General features: G+C 72.1%; 16 protein-coding genes. 9 read left to right on the top strand and 7 right to left on the bottom strand.

Annotation, left to right across the window (positions count from 1 at the left end; genetic code table 11):
• Positions 1 to 125: 125 nt before the first annotated feature.
• A complete protein-coding gene (locus tag ACFUC1_RS17045; RefSeq protein ID WP_379121908.1) occupies positions 126 to 1025 on the top strand; it encodes a TIGR01777 family oxidoreductase in 900 nt (299 codons plus the stop codon).
• Between the two features lie 12 nt (positions 1026 to 1037).
• On the opposite strand, the gene ACFUC1_RS17040 is transcribed toward ACFUC1_RS17045, so the two are convergent.
• Positions 1038 to 2750: a protein kinase gene (locus ACFUC1_RS17040; RefSeq protein ID WP_379121906.1), complete on the bottom strand. Its 1713-nt coding sequence runs from the start codon at positions 2748 to 2750 to the stop codon at positions 1038 to 1040.
• A 69-nt stretch (positions 2751 to 2819) separates the two neighbouring features.
• Between ACFUC1_RS17040 and ACFUC1_RS17035 the strand changes: the two genes are divergently transcribed.
• The 5 genes from ACFUC1_RS17035 (at position 2820) to ACFUC1_RS17015 (ending at position 6691) form a co-directional block, all read left to right on the top strand.
• Complete coding sequence (locus ACFUC1_RS17035; RefSeq protein WP_379121904.1) at positions 2820 to 3554, top strand: Type 1 glutamine amidotransferase-like domain-containing protein; 735 nt, start codon at positions 2820 to 2822, stop codon at positions 3552 to 3554.
• Positions 3555 to 3585: 31 nt separating this feature from the next.
• Positions 3586 to 4221 (top strand): lipoyl(octanoyl) transferase LipB, encoded by a 636-nt coding sequence (lipB, locus tag ACFUC1_RS17030; RefSeq protein WP_379121902.1) that lies wholly within the window; start codon positions 3586 to 3588, stop codon positions 4219 to 4221.
• A 79-nt stretch (positions 4222 to 4300) separates the two neighbouring features.
• Complete coding sequence (locus ACFUC1_RS17025; protein ID WP_379121900.1) at positions 4301 to 4711, top strand: hypothetical protein; 411 nt, start codon at positions 4301 to 4303, stop codon at positions 4709 to 4711.
• 191 nt (positions 4712 to 4902) lie between these two features.
• Complete coding sequence (gene lipA / locus ACFUC1_RS17020; RefSeq protein WP_379121898.1) at positions 4903 to 5940, top strand: lipoyl synthase; 1038 nt, start codon at positions 4903 to 4905, stop codon at positions 5938 to 5940.
• 16 nt (positions 5941 to 5956) lie between these two features.
• Positions 5957 to 6691: a DUF4191 domain-containing protein gene (locus tag ACFUC1_RS17015; RefSeq protein ID WP_379121896.1), complete on the top strand. Its 735-nt coding sequence runs from the start codon at positions 5957 to 5959 to the stop codon at positions 6689 to 6691.
• A gap of 112 nt (positions 6692 to 6803) precedes the next feature.
• Here the strand turns inward: ACFUC1_RS17015 and ACFUC1_RS17010 are convergent, their stop codons facing one another.
• The 5 genes from ACFUC1_RS17010 to ACFUC1_RS16990 form a co-directional block, all read right to left on the bottom strand.
• Positions 6804 to 7829 (bottom strand): LacI family DNA-binding transcriptional regulator, encoded by a 1026-nt coding sequence (locus tag ACFUC1_RS17010; protein WP_379121895.1) that lies wholly within the window; start codon positions 7827 to 7829, stop codon positions 6804 to 6806.
• 5 nt (positions 7830 to 7834) lie between these two features.
• A complete protein-coding gene (locus tag ACFUC1_RS17005; protein WP_379121893.1) occupies positions 7835 to 9190 on the bottom strand; it encodes a GH1 family beta-glucosidase in 1356 nt (451 codons plus the stop codon).
• Positions 9191 to 9192: 2 nt separating this feature from the next.
• Entirely contained in the window at positions 9193 to 10155 is a 963-nt protein-coding gene (locus ACFUC1_RS17000; RefSeq protein WP_379121891.1) for a carbohydrate ABC transporter permease, read from the bottom strand.
• 7 nt (positions 10156 to 10162) lie between these two features.
• Complete coding sequence (locus ACFUC1_RS16995) at positions 10163 to 11125, bottom strand: carbohydrate ABC transporter permease (RefSeq protein WP_379121889.1); 963 nt, start codon at positions 11123 to 11125, stop codon at positions 10163 to 10165.
• A gap of 96 nt (positions 11126 to 11221) precedes the next feature.
• Complete coding sequence (locus tag ACFUC1_RS16990) at positions 11222 to 12523, bottom strand: extracellular solute-binding protein (RefSeq protein ID WP_379121887.1); 1302 nt, start codon at positions 12521 to 12523, stop codon at positions 11222 to 11224.
• Between the two features lie 256 nt (positions 12524 to 12779).
• Between ACFUC1_RS16990 and ACFUC1_RS16985 the strand changes: the two genes are divergently transcribed.
• The gene (locus ACFUC1_RS16985) at positions 12780 to 13613 is read left to right on the top strand and encodes a DUF4097 family beta strand repeat-containing protein (RefSeq protein WP_379121885.1); all 834 of its coding nucleotides are present in this window, start codon (positions 12780 to 12782) and stop codon (positions 13611 to 13613) included.
• The gene (locus tag ACFUC1_RS16980; protein WP_379121884.1) at positions 13610 to 14215 is read left to right on the top strand and encodes a PadR family transcriptional regulator; all 606 of its coding nucleotides are present in this window, start codon (positions 13610 to 13612) and stop codon (positions 14213 to 14215) included. The genes ACFUC1_RS16985 and ACFUC1_RS16980 overlap by 4 nt, the downstream gene beginning before the upstream one ends.
• 57 nt (positions 14216 to 14272) lie before the next feature.
• Here ACFUC1_RS16980 and ACFUC1_RS16975 read toward each other — a convergent pair whose 3' ends face one another.
• Positions 14273 to 14749: an RDD family protein gene (locus tag ACFUC1_RS16975; protein WP_379121882.1), complete on the bottom strand. Its 477-nt coding sequence runs from the start codon at positions 14747 to 14749 to the stop codon at positions 14273 to 14275.
• A gap of 126 nt (positions 14750 to 14875) precedes the next feature.
• Here ACFUC1_RS16975 and glnA point away from each other — a divergent pair, with 126 nt between their 5' ends.
• Positions 14876 to 16300, top strand: a complete 1425-nt coding sequence (gene glnA, locus ACFUC1_RS16970) for a type I glutamate--ammonia ligase (protein WP_379121880.1) — start codon at positions 14876 to 14878, stop codon at positions 16298 to 16300.
• Positions 16301 to 16323 lie beyond the last annotated feature (23 nt).

Raw genomic sequence — 16323 nt, 5'->3', positions numbered from 1 at the left:
GAGTACGACCGCCCCGAGACCATCGAGGACACCGCCGACCCAGCACCCACCGCTCGACTCGACCACACGACTCGACCGCTCGGCCCGATCACCGGAGCCGAGCGCCCGACCCGCAGGAGACCCCCATGCCGCAGCGCGTAGCCATCACGGGTTCGACCGGACTGATCGGCAGCGCGCTGTCGGCAGCCCTGCGCGAGCGCGGCGACGAGGTCGTCCGGCTCGTCCGGCGCGCGCCCACGGCCGGCGACGAGGTGGAGTGGGACCCGTCCGGCCGCCGGCTCGACCCCCGGGGCCTCGAGGGGGTCACCGCCGTCGTCAACCTCGCGGGGGCCGGCGTGGGCGACAAGCGCTGGACCCCGTCGTACCAGCAGCTCATCCTCAGCTCCCGGGTCGACTCGACGGCCACCGTCGTCCGGGCACTGGTCGAGCTCGGCGCGCCCGTCCGCCTCGTCTCGGCGTCCGCCGTCGGCTACTACGGCGACCGCGGAGACGAGGTGCTGACCGAGGAGTCGGCCCCCGGTGACACGTTCCTCAGCGACGTGGTGCGGGCCTGGGAGGGCGCCGCGGACCCCGCTCGCGACGCCGGGCTCCCGGTCGTCCACCCCCGCACGGGGCTGGTGCTCGCGCCCGGTGGTGGGGCCATGGCCAAGATGCTTCCGCTCGCCAAGGCCGGCATCAACGGACCGCTCGGCAACGGTCGCCAGTGGTGGCCGTGGATCTCGTTGCGCGACACCGTCGCCGGCCTCGTCCACCTCATCGACCACCCCGAGGTCACCGGCCCGGTCAACCTCGTCGGCCCGCACCCGGACCGCCAGGTCGAGGTGGCCCGCGAGCTCGGCCGGCAGCTGCACCGTCCGGCGGTGCTGCCCGCGCCGGCCTTCGGGATCCGGCTCGTCCTCGGCGGGTTCGCCGACGAGGTCCTGCACAGCAAGCGGGTCGTCCCCGGCCGCCTCACCGAGAGCGGCTTCACGCACACCGACGGGGACGTCGCCTCCGCCCTGCGCTGGGTGCTCGAGCAGGCCTGAGCGCCTGCGGGCTCACCCGGCGGACTGGTCGGTCACGGCGTCCACCTTCCACCTCCCGTCGTGCCACACGAGGAGGAGCCGCAGCGGTTCACCGGTCGTCGCCGGGCGCTGCTCGACGTGTCCGGTGCCGACCACCTCGTATGCCGCCGTGTCGACCGACGCGTCGATCGTCGCCTTCGTGGCCGAGACCGTCACGAGCCGCACGGCGCGCGCGGTGAGCCGGACTCCGGCGTACCGCTCGTGCCGGTCGGCCAGCTCGCGCAAGGCGTCGGTGTCCTTGCGCAGCGCCTGCGAACCCGGCGCGTCGAGGACGCCGAGCCGAGCCGGGTCGCCCGCCTCCACGAGTCGAGCCCGGTCGTCGGCGAGCGCCTGGGCCAGGCCACGCGCGTCGCGCTGGGGAGCGCGCCGATCCGTGAGCGGGTCCCGCGGCGGCGACGGCGAGGATGCCGTGGTCTGTGGGGCTCCGGCGGTCCGCGCGTCACCCGGTAGCCACCCGGGAGCGGACACCCCGCCGGCGACGACGACGCCGGCGGGCACGACGACCGCCGCGAGCGCGGCGAGCAACAGCACCGTGGTGACGAGGCGGCCGCTCGGCGCCCTCGGCACGGACCACCGCCGGACGGACCACCGCGGTGGGGACAACCCGGCCACGGGCAGGCGGCCCAGCCCCGCACGCAGCCTGCCCACGGCAGCGCGCAGCGCCCCGCCCAGCCGCTCGGGGTGCGGGTCGGTGGACCGGGGCGCCGGCGCGTCGGACGGGCGTCCGGCGTCGCGGATGCGCTGGGTCAGCAATGACGTCTCGTCCGCCCCCACGGTCATCCGCAACGGCTCGCAGGGCACGGCGTCGAAGTAGCCCAGTGCCAGCTCGGCCGCGCCGGGACGCGCGCCCGGGTCGCCGGCCAGCGCGCGCGCCGTCAGCCGTCGCCAGGCCTCGGGCAGGTCGGGGAGGACCTCGTCGACGGGGGCCCGCAGGGCGCCCGGTCCGGGCGGCTCGCCCGTGGCGCACCACCAGGCGAGCGCACCCACGGCATACACGTCGGCGGCCGGTCCCGGCAGCCGCCCGTCGAGGACCTCGGGCGCGACGAAGCCCTGCGTGCCCCAGACCTCGTCGGGACCCGCCCCTGCCACCCTCGCCACCCCGAGGTCGGCGAGCAGGGGCCGTCCGCTGAGCTCGAGCAGCACGTTGGCGGGGCTGACGTCCCCGTGCACGACCCCGGCAGCATGCAGGCCGGCGAGCGCCCGCGCGACCGGCGCGAGCACCGTGACCGTCTCCCCTGCGCTGAGGTGGCCGCGTGCGGCCACGACCCGAGCCAGGGAGCCACCGCCGACCCGGTCGAGCACCACCGCCACCGCAGGCGGTTCGCCGGCCAGACCGACTGCCTCGTGGAACTGCACCAGCCCCTCCACGTCGACCCGCGCGAGCACGGCCAGCTCACGGGCCGCGAGGGCTGCCTGCGCGCCGGTGCCGACCGGCACCACCTTGACCGCCAGCGGCGCGCCGTCGCCGCACCGGGTGGCCGCCCAGACGTCCCCCGAGCTGCCCCTCCCGAGGAGCTCACGCACGTCGTACCCGGGCACTTCCGGCGGTGCCACCGCACTCCCCCGCACCTCGCCCACACCCACGCCCGCGCGCGGCACAGCGTCCGCCGGCGCACCAGCCCGCACGGGCCCTCCTGCACCACCGCCGAGCCCCTCGTCGAACCCCTCGTCGTCGAACCCCTCCATGCCCCCCGAGTCTGCCGTCCGCCGGGGCTGCCTCCGCCGTTGTCCACAGCCCGGCATAGGGTCCGGGCCATGCCCTCCGACCAGCCCACCATCCTCGCCACGTCCGGCGGCTACCGCTTCGGGGACCGCACCCGCTTCGAGTTCGACGGCCTCGTGCACCACGCGGTCGAGCTGTCGGGCGTGACCGGCCGCCGGCCCCGCGTCACGGTGCTGGGCACGGCGAGCGGCGACCAGCGGGGGATGGCCGACGACCTGCACGAGGCCGCGCGCGTGGCGGGCTTCGACCTCACCAACCTGCACCTGTTCCCGATGCCGAACCTCGACGACGTCGAGGGCCACCTGCTCGTCCAGGACGTGGTCTGGGTCAACGGCGGCTCGGTGGCGAACCTGCTCGCCGTCTGGCGGGTGCACGAGCTCGACGCGGTGTTCCGCCGGGTCTGGGAGGCCGGTGTCGTCCTGTCCGGCGTCTCCGCCGGCTCGATCTGCTGGTACCTCGGCGGCACGACCGACTCCTTCGGCCCGGAGCTGCGCGCCGTGACCGACGGCCTGGGCTTCCTGCCGTACGGCAACGGGGTCCACTACGACTCCGAGGGCCGCCGGCGCCCGCTGGTCCACCGGCTCGTGGCGGACGGCACGCTGCCCACCACGCACTGCACCGACGACGGCGTCGGGCTGGTCTACCGCGGCACCGAGCTCGTCGAGGCGGTCACCGAGGCAGACGGCAAGGGCGCGTACGTCGTGACCCGTGACGGCGACCAGGCGCGTGAGGAGCGCCTCGAGCCGCGCAGGCTGCCCACTCCCTGACCCGCGGGGGCCGCGGCGTACCGTGGTGCCCATGCGGTTCGAGCACGTGGGCTTCGCGCCCGACTTCGTCGACTACCAGGCCGGCTGGGCGCACCAGCGCGAGGTGCACGCGTCGGTGGTGGAGGGCGGGGAGGACACCGTGCTCCTGCTCGAGCACTCGCCCGTCTACACGGCCGGGAAGCGCACCGAGGAGCACCAGCGGCCCAAGGACGGCACCCCGGTCGTCGACGTCGACCGGGGTGGCCTCATCACGTGGCACGGGCCCGGCCAGCTCGTCGGGTACCCCATCGTGCGGCTGCACGGCGTCCCGATCGACGTGGTCGCCCACGTCCGCCGGCTCGAGGAGGTCATGATCCGCACCTGCCGTGAGTTCGGCGTCGAGACCGTGCGGGTCGAGGGCCGCTCCGGCGTGTGGGTCCTCGCGGACGAGCGCGGCCCCGACCGCAAGCTCGGTGCGATCGGCGTGCGGGTCAGCAAGCAGGTGACCATGCACGGCTTCGCGCTCAACTGCGACGCCGACCTGTCGTGGGCGGACAACATCATCGCCTGCGGCATCGAGGACGCCGGGGTCAGCTCGATCAGCCGCGAGGCCGGGCGCGTGGTCACCGTGCAGGACGTGCTCCCGTATGCCGAGAAGCACCTGACCGAGGTCCTCGCCTCCGCGTAGGTGCACCGGGACCTCCGTCCCTGCTGGGCACCGTCCCCTCCCGATGGGATGGGGGTGGACCCCGCTGAAGGAGGACCCCATGTCGACCCTCACGCCACCCCGCGCAGCCGGTCGCCCCGTCCGCACGCACCGGCAGCTGACCCAGTGGTCCCTGCTGGTGGTGCCGGCCTTCGTGCTCGTCTTCTGGCTCACCGACGTGGTCGGCACGTTCCTCATGCTGCCGCTGCTCGGGCTGCACGAGGGCGACCTGCCCCTGATGGCCCGTGACGTGGCGGGGTGGACCGTCACGACCCTGCTGTTCCTCGTCGCGGTGGCGGCGCCGGCGCTCGGCATGGGGCTGGCGCGGGCGGCGCTGCGCCGCGGCGGACGTGCCGGGGCGTGGGCCGCGCTGGTCCTCAACGCGGGCACGGCGCTGCTCATGGTGTACGTGTTCGCCGACGCGGTCCGGATGACCTACTTCCCGGAGGTCACCGGCCCCTTCGGCGGGTGAGACAACGCGCGCCTGCCCGGACGTCTGCGCCCCGGCGGCGCAGGTCGGCACCAGACCGGGCGCCGGAATACGCCACGGGGCGCAGGCGTAGTCTTGGAGGACGCCCGGGAACCTCCGGGCGCCCCCGTGCCCCACGGCATACCGGCTGGTGGTGGCGCGCCGGACGCACAACGCAAGGCAAGGGAGTCTTCGTGACCGTCGCACCCGAGGGCCGTCGGCTGCTGCGTGTCGAGGCACGCAACGCCGAGACGCCGATCGAGCGCAAGCCCGAGTGGATCCGGACGACCGCCAAGATGGGCCCGGAGTACACCAAGCTGCACTCGATGGTGAAGACCGAGGGGCTGCACACGGTCTGCCAGGAGGCGGGCTGCCCCAACATCTTCGAGTGCTGGGAGGACCGAGAGGCGACCTTCCTCATCGGCGGCGACATCTGCACCCGCCGTTGCGACTTCTGCGACATCGCCTCCGGCCGCCCGCTGGCGCTCGACCTCGACGAGCCGCGTCGCGTGGCCGAGTCGGTCGCCCAGATGGGCCTGCGCTACTCGACCGTCACCGGCGTGGCCCGCGACGACCAGCCCGACGGTGCCGCGTGGCTGTACGCCGAGACGATCCGGCAGATCCACGAGAAGAACCCGAACACCGGCGTCGAGATCCTCCCGCCCGACTTCGGCGCCAAGCCCGAGCTCGTCGGCCAGGTCTTCGACGCCCGGCCCGAGGTGTTCGCGCACAACCTCGAGACCGTGCCCCGGATCTTCAAGGAGATCCGGCCGGCGTTCACGTACGACAAGTCGCTCAAGGTCCTGTCGATGGCGCGCGACGCCGAGCTGGTGACGAAGTCCAACCTCATCCTCGGCATGGGTGAGCAGGACCACGAGGTCGAGCAGGCGATCCGCGACCTGCACGACGCGGGCTGCGACATCCTCACGATCACCCAGTACCTGCGCCCCTCGAAGCTGCACCACCCGATCGACCGGTGGGTCAAGCCCGAGGAGTTCGTGCACTGGAGCCAGGTCGCCGAGGAGATGGGCTTCAAGGGCGTCATGGCCGGGCCGCTGGTGCGCTCGTCCTACCGCGCCGGCCGCCTCTGGGCCACGGCCATGAAGAAGTGGGGCCGCCCGATCCCCGAGCACCTGCAGCACCTCGCCGACGCGGCCGGTGACCCCGCCCGCCAGGAGGCTGCCTCGCTCGTCGCCGCGCGCACGCCGGCGGCTCTCGGCACCTCCGCCTGACGGTATCCTCGACCCCATGGCCCGCAAGGAGAAGCAGCAGTCCGGCACGCCCAAGGAGCCGGGTCGCCTCGCACAGGTCCGCCAGGTCTACACGGCGGCGCGTCAGGTCGACCCGACCATCCCCTGGTGGATGCTGCTGGCCTTCCTCGCGGTGCTCGTCGTCGGCGTCGGCATCGGCGCCCTGCTCGGCCACTGGGTCTACGCGCTCGTCCTGTCGATCCCGCTCGGGCTGCTCGCCGCAGTGCTCGTCCTGAGCCGCAAGGCCGAGCGGGCCGCGTTCCGCGGCATCGAGGGCCAGCCCGGCGCGGCCGGTGCCGCCCTCGGCGCCCTGCGTCGCGGCTGGTACTACGACCAGCAGCCGGTGGCGGTCGACGGCGCCCGCGGGACCCGCCCCGAGGACATGGCCGGTGCGGCGTTCGTCTACCGCGCGGTCGGCCGGGCCGGTGTGGTGCTCGTGGCCGAGGGCCCGAACGCCCGACGCTCCAAGCTGGTCGCGCAGGAGCGCAAGAAGGTCGAGCGCGTGGCCCCCGGCGTCCCGGTCACGACCCTGGTCGTCGGCGACGAGGCCGACCAGGTGCCGGTCCGCAAGGTCAGCGCGAAGATGACGCGGATGAAGCCGGTCCTCACCAAGGAGGAGGCCGCCGCCGTCAACAAGCGGCTCAAGGCCCTCGGCGGCGTCCGCCCGCCCATCCCCGCCGGCATGGACCCCATGCGTGCCCGCGTCGACCGCAAGGCCATGCGCGGCCGCTGAGCCCCGCTCCAGGCCACCCCGCCTCGGACGGACGACCCCAACCCCGGCCGCGCGGCCCCAGGCGGCGGCGCCCCGGATGTGGCCCTGGGCGAAGGGCCCCGGCCGCGCGGCCTCAGGCGGAGGCGCGGGTGACCAGGTGCGTGTCGAGCACGACGTGCGAGGGACCCGAATCGCCCCCGCCCTTGATCCGCGACAGCAGCATGGTCGCCATCTCGCGCCCGAGCTGCTCCATGGGCTGGTGCACCGTCGTGAGGGCCGGCTCGGCCACCGCGGCCACCGGGCCGTCGTCGAACCCGACCACCGCCACGTCCGCCGGCACCGACCGACCCGCCTCCCGCAGCACCCGGATCGCGCCGAGCGCCATGAGGTCGCTGGAGGCGAACACGGCGTCGACGTCGGGGCGGCGCTGCAGCAGCGCCCGCATGGCGCCGGCCCCGCTCGCCTCGGTGAAGTCGCCGGTCTCGACGAGGCTGTCGTCCACGGCGACACCGGCGTCGCGCAACGCCTGCTGGTAGCCCTCGAGGCGGTCGCGGCCGGCGATCATGTCCTGTGGCCCGGCGATGAGCGCCACGCGGCGACGTCCCTCGGCGAGCAGGTGCGCCGCCGCGGCCCGCGCGCCGCCGATGTTGTCGACGTCGACCCAGCTGAGGTCCTGCTCGCTGGTCGGGCGGCCACACAGGACGATGGGCAGCCCGCGGCCCTGGATCCGTCCCGGGAGGGTGTCGCTGTCGTGCGCCGACAGCACGAGGACCCCGTCGACGTGCTGCGGCGTCAGGTAGCTGTCGAGCCGCTCGGCCTGCTCGCGGTTCTGCACCAGGGCGAGCACGAGCTGGCGCGAGGACTCGCCCACCACCGTGGTGATGCCGCGCACCACCCCGGCGAAGAACGGCTCGCCGAAGATGCGCTCCTCCGGCTCCGAGATCACGAGCGCGATCGCGCCCGTCCGCCGCGTGACCAGCGCCCGTGCGGCCATGTTGGGCACGTAGCCGAGGTCGCTGACCGCCTGCATGACGCGGGCGCGCGTGCGCTCTGAGACCTGCGGTGACCCGTTGATGACGCGCGACACGGTGCCACGTCCCACTCCGGCGCGGGTGGCGACCTCCTCGAGGGTGGGCTGGCCACCGCGCGCACTGCTCATGGGCGTCAGTATGGCGTGCCGGTCAGGAACTCCGAGTACCACCGTCCGCTGTCCTTGACGGTGCGCTCCTGCGTGCGGAAGTCGACGTGCACCAGCCCGAACCGCTTGGCGTACCCCTCCGCCCACTCGAAGTTGTCCATGAGCGACCAGGCGAAGTACCCCGTCAGCGGGACCCCGGCCTCGATCGCCCTGCGCCCTGCGTCGAGGTGGCCGCGCAGGAACTCCACGCGCTGCTCGTCGTGCACGCGCCCGTCGACCAGGACGTCGTCGAACGCCGCGCCGTTCTCGGTCATGACCAGCGGCAGGTCGCCGTAGTCGCGCGTCACCCGCGTGAGGATGTCGAAGAGCCCGTCGGGGTCGACCTCCCAGCCCATGGCCGTCGTCGGCAGGCCCCGCCCCTGGAAGTCGACGTCCGCGGTCCCGGGGAATGCCCCGGGGGCCACCACGTGACGGGTGTAGTAGTTGACGCCGAGGAAGTCCAGCGGTGCCGAGACGACGTCGAGGTCGCCGTCGTGGACGAACGAGAGGTCGCTGAGGTGCCGCACGTCCTCGACGACGTCCTTGGGGTAGGCGCCGCGCAGCACGGGGTCGAGGAACCAGCGGTTGGCGAGGCCGTCGACCCGGCGCACGGCGTCCGCCACCCCGTGGCCGTCGTGGGCGCCGTCGACCGGGTACAGGTTCAGGGTGATGCCCACCTGTGCGGTGGGGGCGGCGCCACGGACCGCCTCGACGGCCAGCCCGTGGCCGAGCAGCAGGTGGTGCGAGGCGGCCAGCGCGTCGGCGGGGTCCGAGCGGCCGGGAGCGTGCCGGCCGCTGCCGTAGCCCAGGAAGGCCGAGCACCACGGCTCGTTGAGGGTGATGAAGTGCCCCACCCGGTCGCCCAGCGCCTGGGCGACGTGCCCGGCATACTCGGCGAACCGCTCGGCGGTGGCGCGCAGGGGCCACCCGCCCGCGTCCTCGAGCGGTTGCGGCAGGTCCCAGTGGTACAGCGTCGCCCAGGGGGTGATGCCGCGGGCGAGGAGCGCGTCGACGAGGCGGTCGTAGAAGTCCAGCCCGGCAACGTTGACCGGGCCCGAGCCGGTCGGCTGCACCCGCGGCCACGCCACGGAGAACCGGTAGGCCTCGACGCCGATGTCCGCCATGAGCGCGACGTCCTCCTCGTACCGGTGGAAGTGCTCGACGGCCACCTCGCCGGTGTCCCCGTCGACCACGCGCCCGGGGGTCCCCGAGAAGGTGTCCCAGATCGAGGGACCGCGGTGGTCCTCCTTGGTGCCGCCCTCGATCTGGTAGCTCGAGGTCGCCACGCCCCACGTGAAGTCCGCGGGAAATGCGTTGCGCGACAAGGGGTCCTGTCCGGTCATGGTCATCCTTTGACTCCGCCCTGCATGATGCCGCCGATGATCTGGCGGCCGAACACGATGAAGACCACGACGAGCGGCAGGGTCCCCAGCAGGGTCCCGGCCATCACGAGCGCCTGGTCGGTGTAGTAGCCACCCGAGAGCCGCGACAGCGCCACCTGCACCGTGGGGTGGTCGGCGTCGAGCGTGAGGTAGGGCCACAGGAAGTCGTTCCACCGCTCCATGAACGTGAGCAACCCGAGCACCGCTGCGGCCGGTCGCAGGACCGGGAAGACGACGGAGAAGAAGATCCGCGTCGTCGACGCACCGTCGACCCGCGCGGCCTCGATGAGCTCGGTGGGGATCGACTGTGCGGCGTACTGCCGCATCATGAACACGCCGAACCCGCTGACGAGGAAGGGCAGCAGCGCCGACCACAGCGTCCCGGCGAGGCCGAGCTTCGACATGAGCATGTAGAGCGGCACCAGGCCGAGCTGGACCGGGACCATCATGGTCGCGACGACGACGAGCAGCAGCGCGTTCCGGCCGCGGAACTGCAGCTTGGCGAACGCGAACCCGGCAAGCGAGGACAGCACGACGACCGACACGGTCGCGGCACCGGCCACCAGCAGCGAGTTGAGCATCGCCCGGCCGAACAGCACGTCCTGGTTGGCGAACACGCGCGAGATGTTGGTGACGAGGTCGCCACCGGGCGTCAGCGGCGGCGGGACGGAGGAGATGTCGCTGTTGGGCCGCGACGCCATGACGACCATGTAGTACAGCGGGCCGGCCGACAGCAGCACCGACACCGCGAGGCACAGGTAGACGAGCCGGCTCGCCGGGGTCGCACCGGTGCTGCGCGAGGCGGCAGCTCCGAGCGACCGGGGCGGACGTGCGCGCAGTGGGCGTCGCAGCCCGCGTGCCCGATGCGCCGGGGGCTCGGCGCCGCTCGCAGCGGGCGCAGCGGCGGGGAGCTGGGTCTGGGTCATGGTGTCCTCACTCCGCCGACCGGATGCGCCGCAGCAGCAGCACGTTGACTGCCGAGAACGCGGCGATGAACAGGAACAGCACCCACGCGATGGTCGCGGCGTAGCCGAACCGCTGGCCCGTGAACGCGTTCTGGACGAGGTACATGGCGGCCGTCTGGAACTGGCCGGTCGTGCCGCCGTTGATCGAGTTCGCCCCGGGGTTGAACAGCAGCGGCTCGGTGAACAGCTGCGTCCCGCCGATCGTGGCGACGATGGTGACGAAGATGAGGGTCGGGCGCAGCATCGGCACCGTGATCGACCAGAAGGTGCGCCAGCCGTTGGCGCCATCGATGCGCGCCGCCTCGTAGATCTCGGTCGGCACCGACTGCAGGGCCGCGAGCAGGATCAGGGCGTTGTACCCGGTCCACCGCCAGTCGACCATCGTGGAGATCGCGATCCAGCTCGACCAGCGGTGGTCCTGCCAGGCGATCGGGTCGACCCCGACGTGGCCGAGCAGCCAGTTGAAGAGCCCGAAGTCGCGGCTGAACATCAGCGTGAAGATGATGCCGACGGCGGCGACGGACGTGACGTTCGGAAGCAGGATCCCCATGCGCCAGAACGTCGCTGCGCGCAGGCGGGAGTCGAGCATCTGCGCCAGGACCATGGCCAGCACCAGCTGCGGCACCGTCGCGATGACGAACATCGCGAAGGTGTTGAGCATGGCGTTCCAGAAGTCCGAGTCCTGCATGAGCTCCGCGTAGTTGCCCAGACCGACCCAGCCCTGGTCCCCCGCCAGCAGGCTCCAGTCGTGGGTGCTCACCCACGCCGTGTACAGCAGCGGGAAGAGGCCGAAGACCGCGAAGAGGATGAAGAACGGCGAGACCATCGCGTACGGCGTGAGGCCGGCGTCGGCGCGCCGGAGCAGGCGCCGCAGGCGACCGGGAGGTGCTGCCCGCGTGGGGAGGGCGGAGGTCGGCGTCGTGGTCGTCACGGGCGTCCCTTTCCGAGGTGGGTGGTGGCGGTCGGGCGCCGGCACGCGAGAGGACCGGCGCCCGTCCGCAGTCGGGGTGGTGGGCGGTGGCCCGACCTACTTGGCGGCCTTCTCAGCAGCCGCCACGGCTTCCTTCCAGCCGTCTGCTGCACTGCGCTGGCCGCCCTCGACGCTGCGCATGGCGTTCTCGACCGCGTCGCGCACGGGCTGGTTCTTCGCGCCGAGGAAGACCGGCTTGAGGTTGGCCGCACCCGCCACGAAGAGCTGACCCACGGGCGCGTTGTTGAAGTACTCGTTGGTCGCGTCCTTCAGCGCCGGGTCGGTGTACAGCGTCGGGTTCGAGGGGAGGTTTCCGACCGCCTTGAAGGCGGCGAGCTGGCTGGAGCCGCTCGTCAGGAACTTGGCGAGCTCCACGGCCTCCTTCTGGTGCTTGCTCTGCTTGGGGACGCCGAGCCACGAGCCGCCCCAGTTGCCGCCACCGCCGGGGACGGTGGTGATGTCCCACTTGCCGCTGTTCTCGGCGCCGGCCTGGTCCTTGATGTAGCCGGTCATCCACGCGGGGCAGGCCAGCGTCGCGAAGGAGCCGCTCTTGAAGCCGGCGTTCCACTCCGGGGAGAAGGACTTGAGCTTGGCCGACAGGCCCGAGTCGACCATCTTCAGGCTCTCGTCCCAGGCCGCCTTGACGCCCGGGTTCGAGTCGATGACGAGCTTCTCGTCGCGGTCGAAGTAGGTGTGGTCGGAGGACTGCATGAGGATCGAGTTGTAGGTGTTCGTGGCACTGTCCACGAAGTGCGACTTGGGGTCCTTGATGCCGGCCTCGTAGCGCTTGCCGGTGGCGATGTAGTCGTCCCACGTCGGCCAGAGCTTGGCCACCTCGGTGCGGTCGGTCGGCAGGCCCGCCTTCTGGAACAGGTCACGGCGGTAGCACATGGCCAGGCCGCCCACGTCGGTGCCGAGGCCGATCGTGGTCTTGCCGTCGGCCGTCGTGGCGTTGGCGTACTTCCACGGGAGGAAGTTGCCCTTGAGGTCGTTGCTGCCGTAGTCCTGCAGGTTCACGAACTTGTCCGCGCTCTGCACGAAGTTGACGATCTGGCCCTCCTCGAGGGCGACGACGTCCCCCGCGCCGGAGCCGGCGGCGATCCGCTGGATCAGCTGGGTGTTGTACTTGCCGAGGTCACCCTCCGCCGTCTCGACGACGGTCACGTTCGGGTGCTCCTTCATGTACTGCTTGTACAGGTCGGTGTAGCCGAACTTGCCGAAGGTGCTCACCCGCAGGGTGATCTTCTGCGAGCCGGCGGAGCCGGCGCCCCCGGCGTTGCCACCGCACGCAGCGGTGGAGAGGGCGACCGTGGCGAGAAGTGCGGCTGACCCGATCAGCCTGCGCGAGGGGATGTGCACCGTTGCACCTTTCCGTCGGGCCCCCTTCACTGGGAGCGCTCCCGGATATGGAGCCGCAGATCGGGGGCGCCGGTCAAGAGGTGGTGTGGGAGCGATCCCATTTCGTGATCTTTTCGTGACCTTGCGGTGCGCCCCTGCGCCCGTACGGCCAGCCGCGGTCGCGGCTCCTGCCGCACTCGCCGCTTGCGCCCCTCAAACCAAACGCGATATAACGTGTCTTGAACGCGATATAACGCGATGATGGGAGGACAGGACGATGGCGCAGGAATGGCTGGTCGAGAGCCCGCGGGTGCTCGACATCGGAGGCGACGGGGAGCGGGTGCGCGAGCTCAAGGTGGGGGTCGTGGGCGGCCACGTGGACGTGGTGACCCACAGCGACTCCCCCACGGCGCGGGTCGAGGTGTCCGCGATCGAGGGCACGCCGCTCAAGGTCACGTGGGACGGCACGGCGCTCAAGGTCACCCACGGCGCCGAGGGCGAAGGCGTCCTGGGCAAGCTCAAGCAGTGGGTCACCCTCCCGGACCGCAACCGCGTGACGCTGAGCATCTCGGTGCCCGAGGACGCCCGGGCGACCGTCGGCACGGTGAGCGCGAGCGGACTCCTGGCCGGGCTGCGCTCCCCCGCCCGGGTGAACACGGTCTCGGGGACGATCACCCTCGACGATGTCGCTGGCGCCGTCGACGTCAACACCGTGTCCGGGGAGGTCGAGTGCGGGCACCTGCACGGACCCCTGCGGGTGAACAGCGTCTCCGGTGCGGTCACCGCCCAGGCGAGCGACCTGCCCGAGGTCGAGATCAACACCGTCAGCGGCGATGTCACGCTCGACCTGACCAACGCCTCGTCGCGGATCGCGTCCCACTCGGTCTCCGGCGACGTCACCGTGCGAGCGCCGCACGACGGGTACGACGTCAGGGCCAGCACCGCCACCGGCCAGGTCGTCATCGACGGGCAGAAGGTGCACCGCCGGGACAGCGGCCAGCGGCTCACCGCCGGCGCGCGCGCGTTGCACCTCGACGCCAGCGCCGTGTCCGGGAACGTGGTGGTGCTCCAGGCGACCACGGCCAGGGCCGGGGACGGGGCACCGGCGTGAGCCCCGTCTTCGCGCACGGCCAGCTGCGCCTGTACCTGCTGGCCCTCCTCGACGACGGGCCGCGGCACGGCTACGAGGTGATCCAGGACCTCGAGCAGCGGTTCAACGGCCTCTACTCCCCGAGCGCCGGCACGGTGTACCCGCGGCTGGCCAAGCTCGAGGAGGAGGGCCTCGTCGAGCGGACCGACGAGGGACGCAAAGCCGTCTACCGCATCACCGAAGCCGGCCGTGCCGAGGTCCGCGAGCGCCAGGACGACCTGGCCCACCTGCAGGTCGACCTCGACGACTCCGTGCGCCAGCTCGCGCAGGAGGTGCGTTCACGTGTGCGCGGGGAGACGAGCGACCTGCGCGCGGAGCTCAAGGCAGCCGCCCGTGAGGCGAGGCGCACCGCCGCCCCGGCCGGCGGCGGGGACGCCTGGAGCAGCTGGACCAGCAGCGACGCGCAGGCGTTCGGCGACCTCGACAGGGCCGTGCAGCAGCTGCGCCGCGACGCCCGCGACGCCTGGAAGCGGCACGGGGTCACGGCGGAGCAGAGCCGGGAGATCGTCGCCATCCTGGGCGAGGCGTCCGACCGGATCCGCGCCGTGCTGGTCCGCCGCTGACCGCGGCCCCTGCGGCCCCCGGCCGCCGCAGGGGCCGGGGTGTGCCGTGGGGTCGCGTCAGGTGCGGACGATGACGGTGCCGGCGGCCTTGTCGTGCAGGCCGCGGCCGTCCTTGTCCCAGAACATCGCCGGGAGGAAGAGGCACAGCAGGACGGTGCGCACGAGCACCTGGAACGGACGGGCCGCGCGGCCGTCCAGCGACACCACCCGCAGCCCGACGAGGCGGTGGCCGAGCGTGCTGCCGAGGGTGCCGACGAGCAGCAGGTTCTCCACGGCGAAGACGGCCAGCAGCAGGAACGAGTCGGATCCGCTGGCCACGCCGCGGAACGGCAGCGGCACGTGGAACAGCGCGCTGGCGATGAGCTGGCAGACCACCCAGTCGATGACGACACCGACGAGCCGACGGCCGAAGCGGCCCACCGAGCCGGTGCCGCTGGCCGGCATACCCAGGCGCTCACCGGGGTGCCCCGACGGCTCCCCGGTCCGTGCACCCGGGCCCTCGAGCCAGGAGCCGATGTCCTTGCGGTCGACCACGGCACCAGCCTCTCACGGCGTAACACCGGCGAAACATGCGGGTCATGCCCGGGCAATGCTGCCCCGCTAGGGTCGGTGGCGACCCCATCGGGCACGTGTGCCCGGACCACCACCAGGAGGCCCCTATTGTTCAGCAACGCTGACGAGGTCCTGAAGTTCATCAAGGACGAGGACGTCAAGTTCGTCGATGTGCGGTTCTGCGACCTGCCCGGCGTCATGCAGCACTTCAACGTGCCGGCCGAGACCGTGGACGCGGACTTCATGAAGAACGGCCAGATGTTCGACGGGTCCTCGATCCGCGGGTTCCAGGCCATCCACGAGTCCGACATGAAGCTCATCCCGGACCCGACGAGCGCCTACCTCGACCCGTTCCGCAAGGAGAAGACGCTCATCCTGAACTTCTCCATCGTGGACCCGTTCACGGGTGAGGAGTACTCCCGCGACCCGCGCAACATCGCGGCGAAGGCGGAGGCCTACCTGAAGTCGACCGGCATCGCCGACACCGCGTACTTCGGCGCCGAGGCCGAGTTCTACGTCTTCGACGACGTGCGCTTCGAGACCAAGCAGAACGCCGGCTACTACTTCATCGAGTCCATCGAGGCCGCCTGGAACACCGGCCGCGAGGAGGAGGGCGGCAACAAGGGGTACAAGACCCGCTACAAGGGCGGCTACTTCCCCGTCCCGCCGGTCGACCACTTCGCCGACATCCGCGACGAGATGACCCTGGCCCTGGGCGCCGCCGGGCTCTCCGTCGAGCGGGCCCACCACGAGGTCGGCACCGCGGGCCAGCAGGAGATCAACTACCGCTTCAACACCCTGAAGCAGGCCGCGGACGACGTGCTGAAGTTCAAGTACATCATCAAGAACGTCGCGTGGAACAACGACAAGACCGTCACCTTCATGCCCAAGCCGCTGTTCGGTGACAACGGCTCCGGCATGCACAGCCACCAGTCGCTGTGGAAGGACGGCGAGCCGCTGTTCTACGACGAGCGCGGGTACGGCGGCCTGTCGGACATCGCGCGCTGGTACATCGGTGGCCTGCTCAAGCACGCCCCCGCGGTGCTCGCGTTCACCAACCCGACGGTGAACTCCTACCACCGCCTGGTCCCCGGCTACGAGGCGCCGGTCAACCTGGTCTACTCGGCCCGCAACCGCTCGGCGTGCGTGCGCATCCCGATCACCGGTGACAGCCCGAAGGCCAAGCGCATCGAGTTCCGCGTGCCCGACCCGTCGGCCAACCCGTACCTCGCGTTCTCCGCGATGCTCATGGCCGGCCTCGACGGCATCAAGAACCGGATCGAGCCGCCGGAGCCCGTGGACAAGGACCTCTACGAGCTGCCGCCGGAGGAGCACGACGCCATCGCGCAGGTCCCCGGTTCGCTGCCCGAGGTGCTCGACGCGCTGGAGGCCGACCACGAGTTCCTGCTCGAGGGCGACGTCTTCACCAAGGACCTCATCGAGACCTGGATCGAGTGGAAGCGCAAGAACGAGGTCGACCCGATCCGCTTCCGCCCCCACCCGCACGAGTTCGAGATGTACTACGACATCTGATCGCTCCCGGACCCCTGCAGGGG

Source organism: Pedococcus sp. NPDC057267 (assembly GCF_042668795.1).
GTDB lineage: Bacteria > Actinomycetota > Actinomycetes > Actinomycetales > Dermatophilaceae > Pedococcus.
This window is presented reverse-complemented; position numbering and strand designations above follow the sequence as displayed.

Bases quoted from the DNA above. Each gene is read 5' to 3' on its own strand.
- ACFUC1_RS17045 (WP_379121908.1), top strand. From the start codon at position 126: ATGCCGCAGCGCGTAGCCATCACGGGTTCGACCGGACTGATCGGCAGC.
- ACFUC1_RS17040 (WP_379121906.1), bottom strand. From the start codon at position 2,750: ATGGAGGGGTTCGACGACGAGGGGTTCGACGAGGGGCTCGGCGGTGGT.
- ACFUC1_RS17035 (WP_379121904.1), top strand. From the start codon at position 2,820: ATGCCCTCCGACCAGCCCACCATCCTCGCCACGTCCGGCGGCTACCGC.
- lipB (WP_379121902.1), top strand. From the start codon at position 3,586: ATGCGGTTCGAGCACGTGGGCTTCGCGCCCGACTTCGTCGACTACCAG.
- ACFUC1_RS17025 (WP_379121900.1), top strand. From the start codon at position 4,301: ATGTCGACCCTCACGCCACCCCGCGCAGCCGGTCGCCCCGTCCGCACG.
- ACFUC1_RS17015 (WP_379121896.1), top strand. From the start codon at position 5,957: ATGGCCCGCAAGGAGAAGCAGCAGTCCGGCACGCCCAAGGAGCCGGGT.
- ACFUC1_RS17010 (WP_379121895.1), bottom strand. From the start codon at position 7,829: ATGAGCAGTGCGCGCGGTGGCCAGCCCACCCTCGAGGAGGTCGCCACC.
- ACFUC1_RS17005 (WP_379121893.1), bottom strand. From the start codon at position 9,190: ATGACCGGACAGGACCCCTTGTCGCGCAACGCATTTCCCGCGGACTTC.
- ACFUC1_RS17000 (WP_379121891.1), bottom strand. From the start codon at position 10,155: ATGACCCAGACCCAGCTCCCCGCCGCTGCGCCCGCTGCGAGCGGCGCC.
- ACFUC1_RS16985 (WP_379121885.1), top strand. From the start codon at position 12,780: ATGGCGCAGGAATGGCTGGTCGAGAGCCCGCGGGTGCTCGACATCGGA.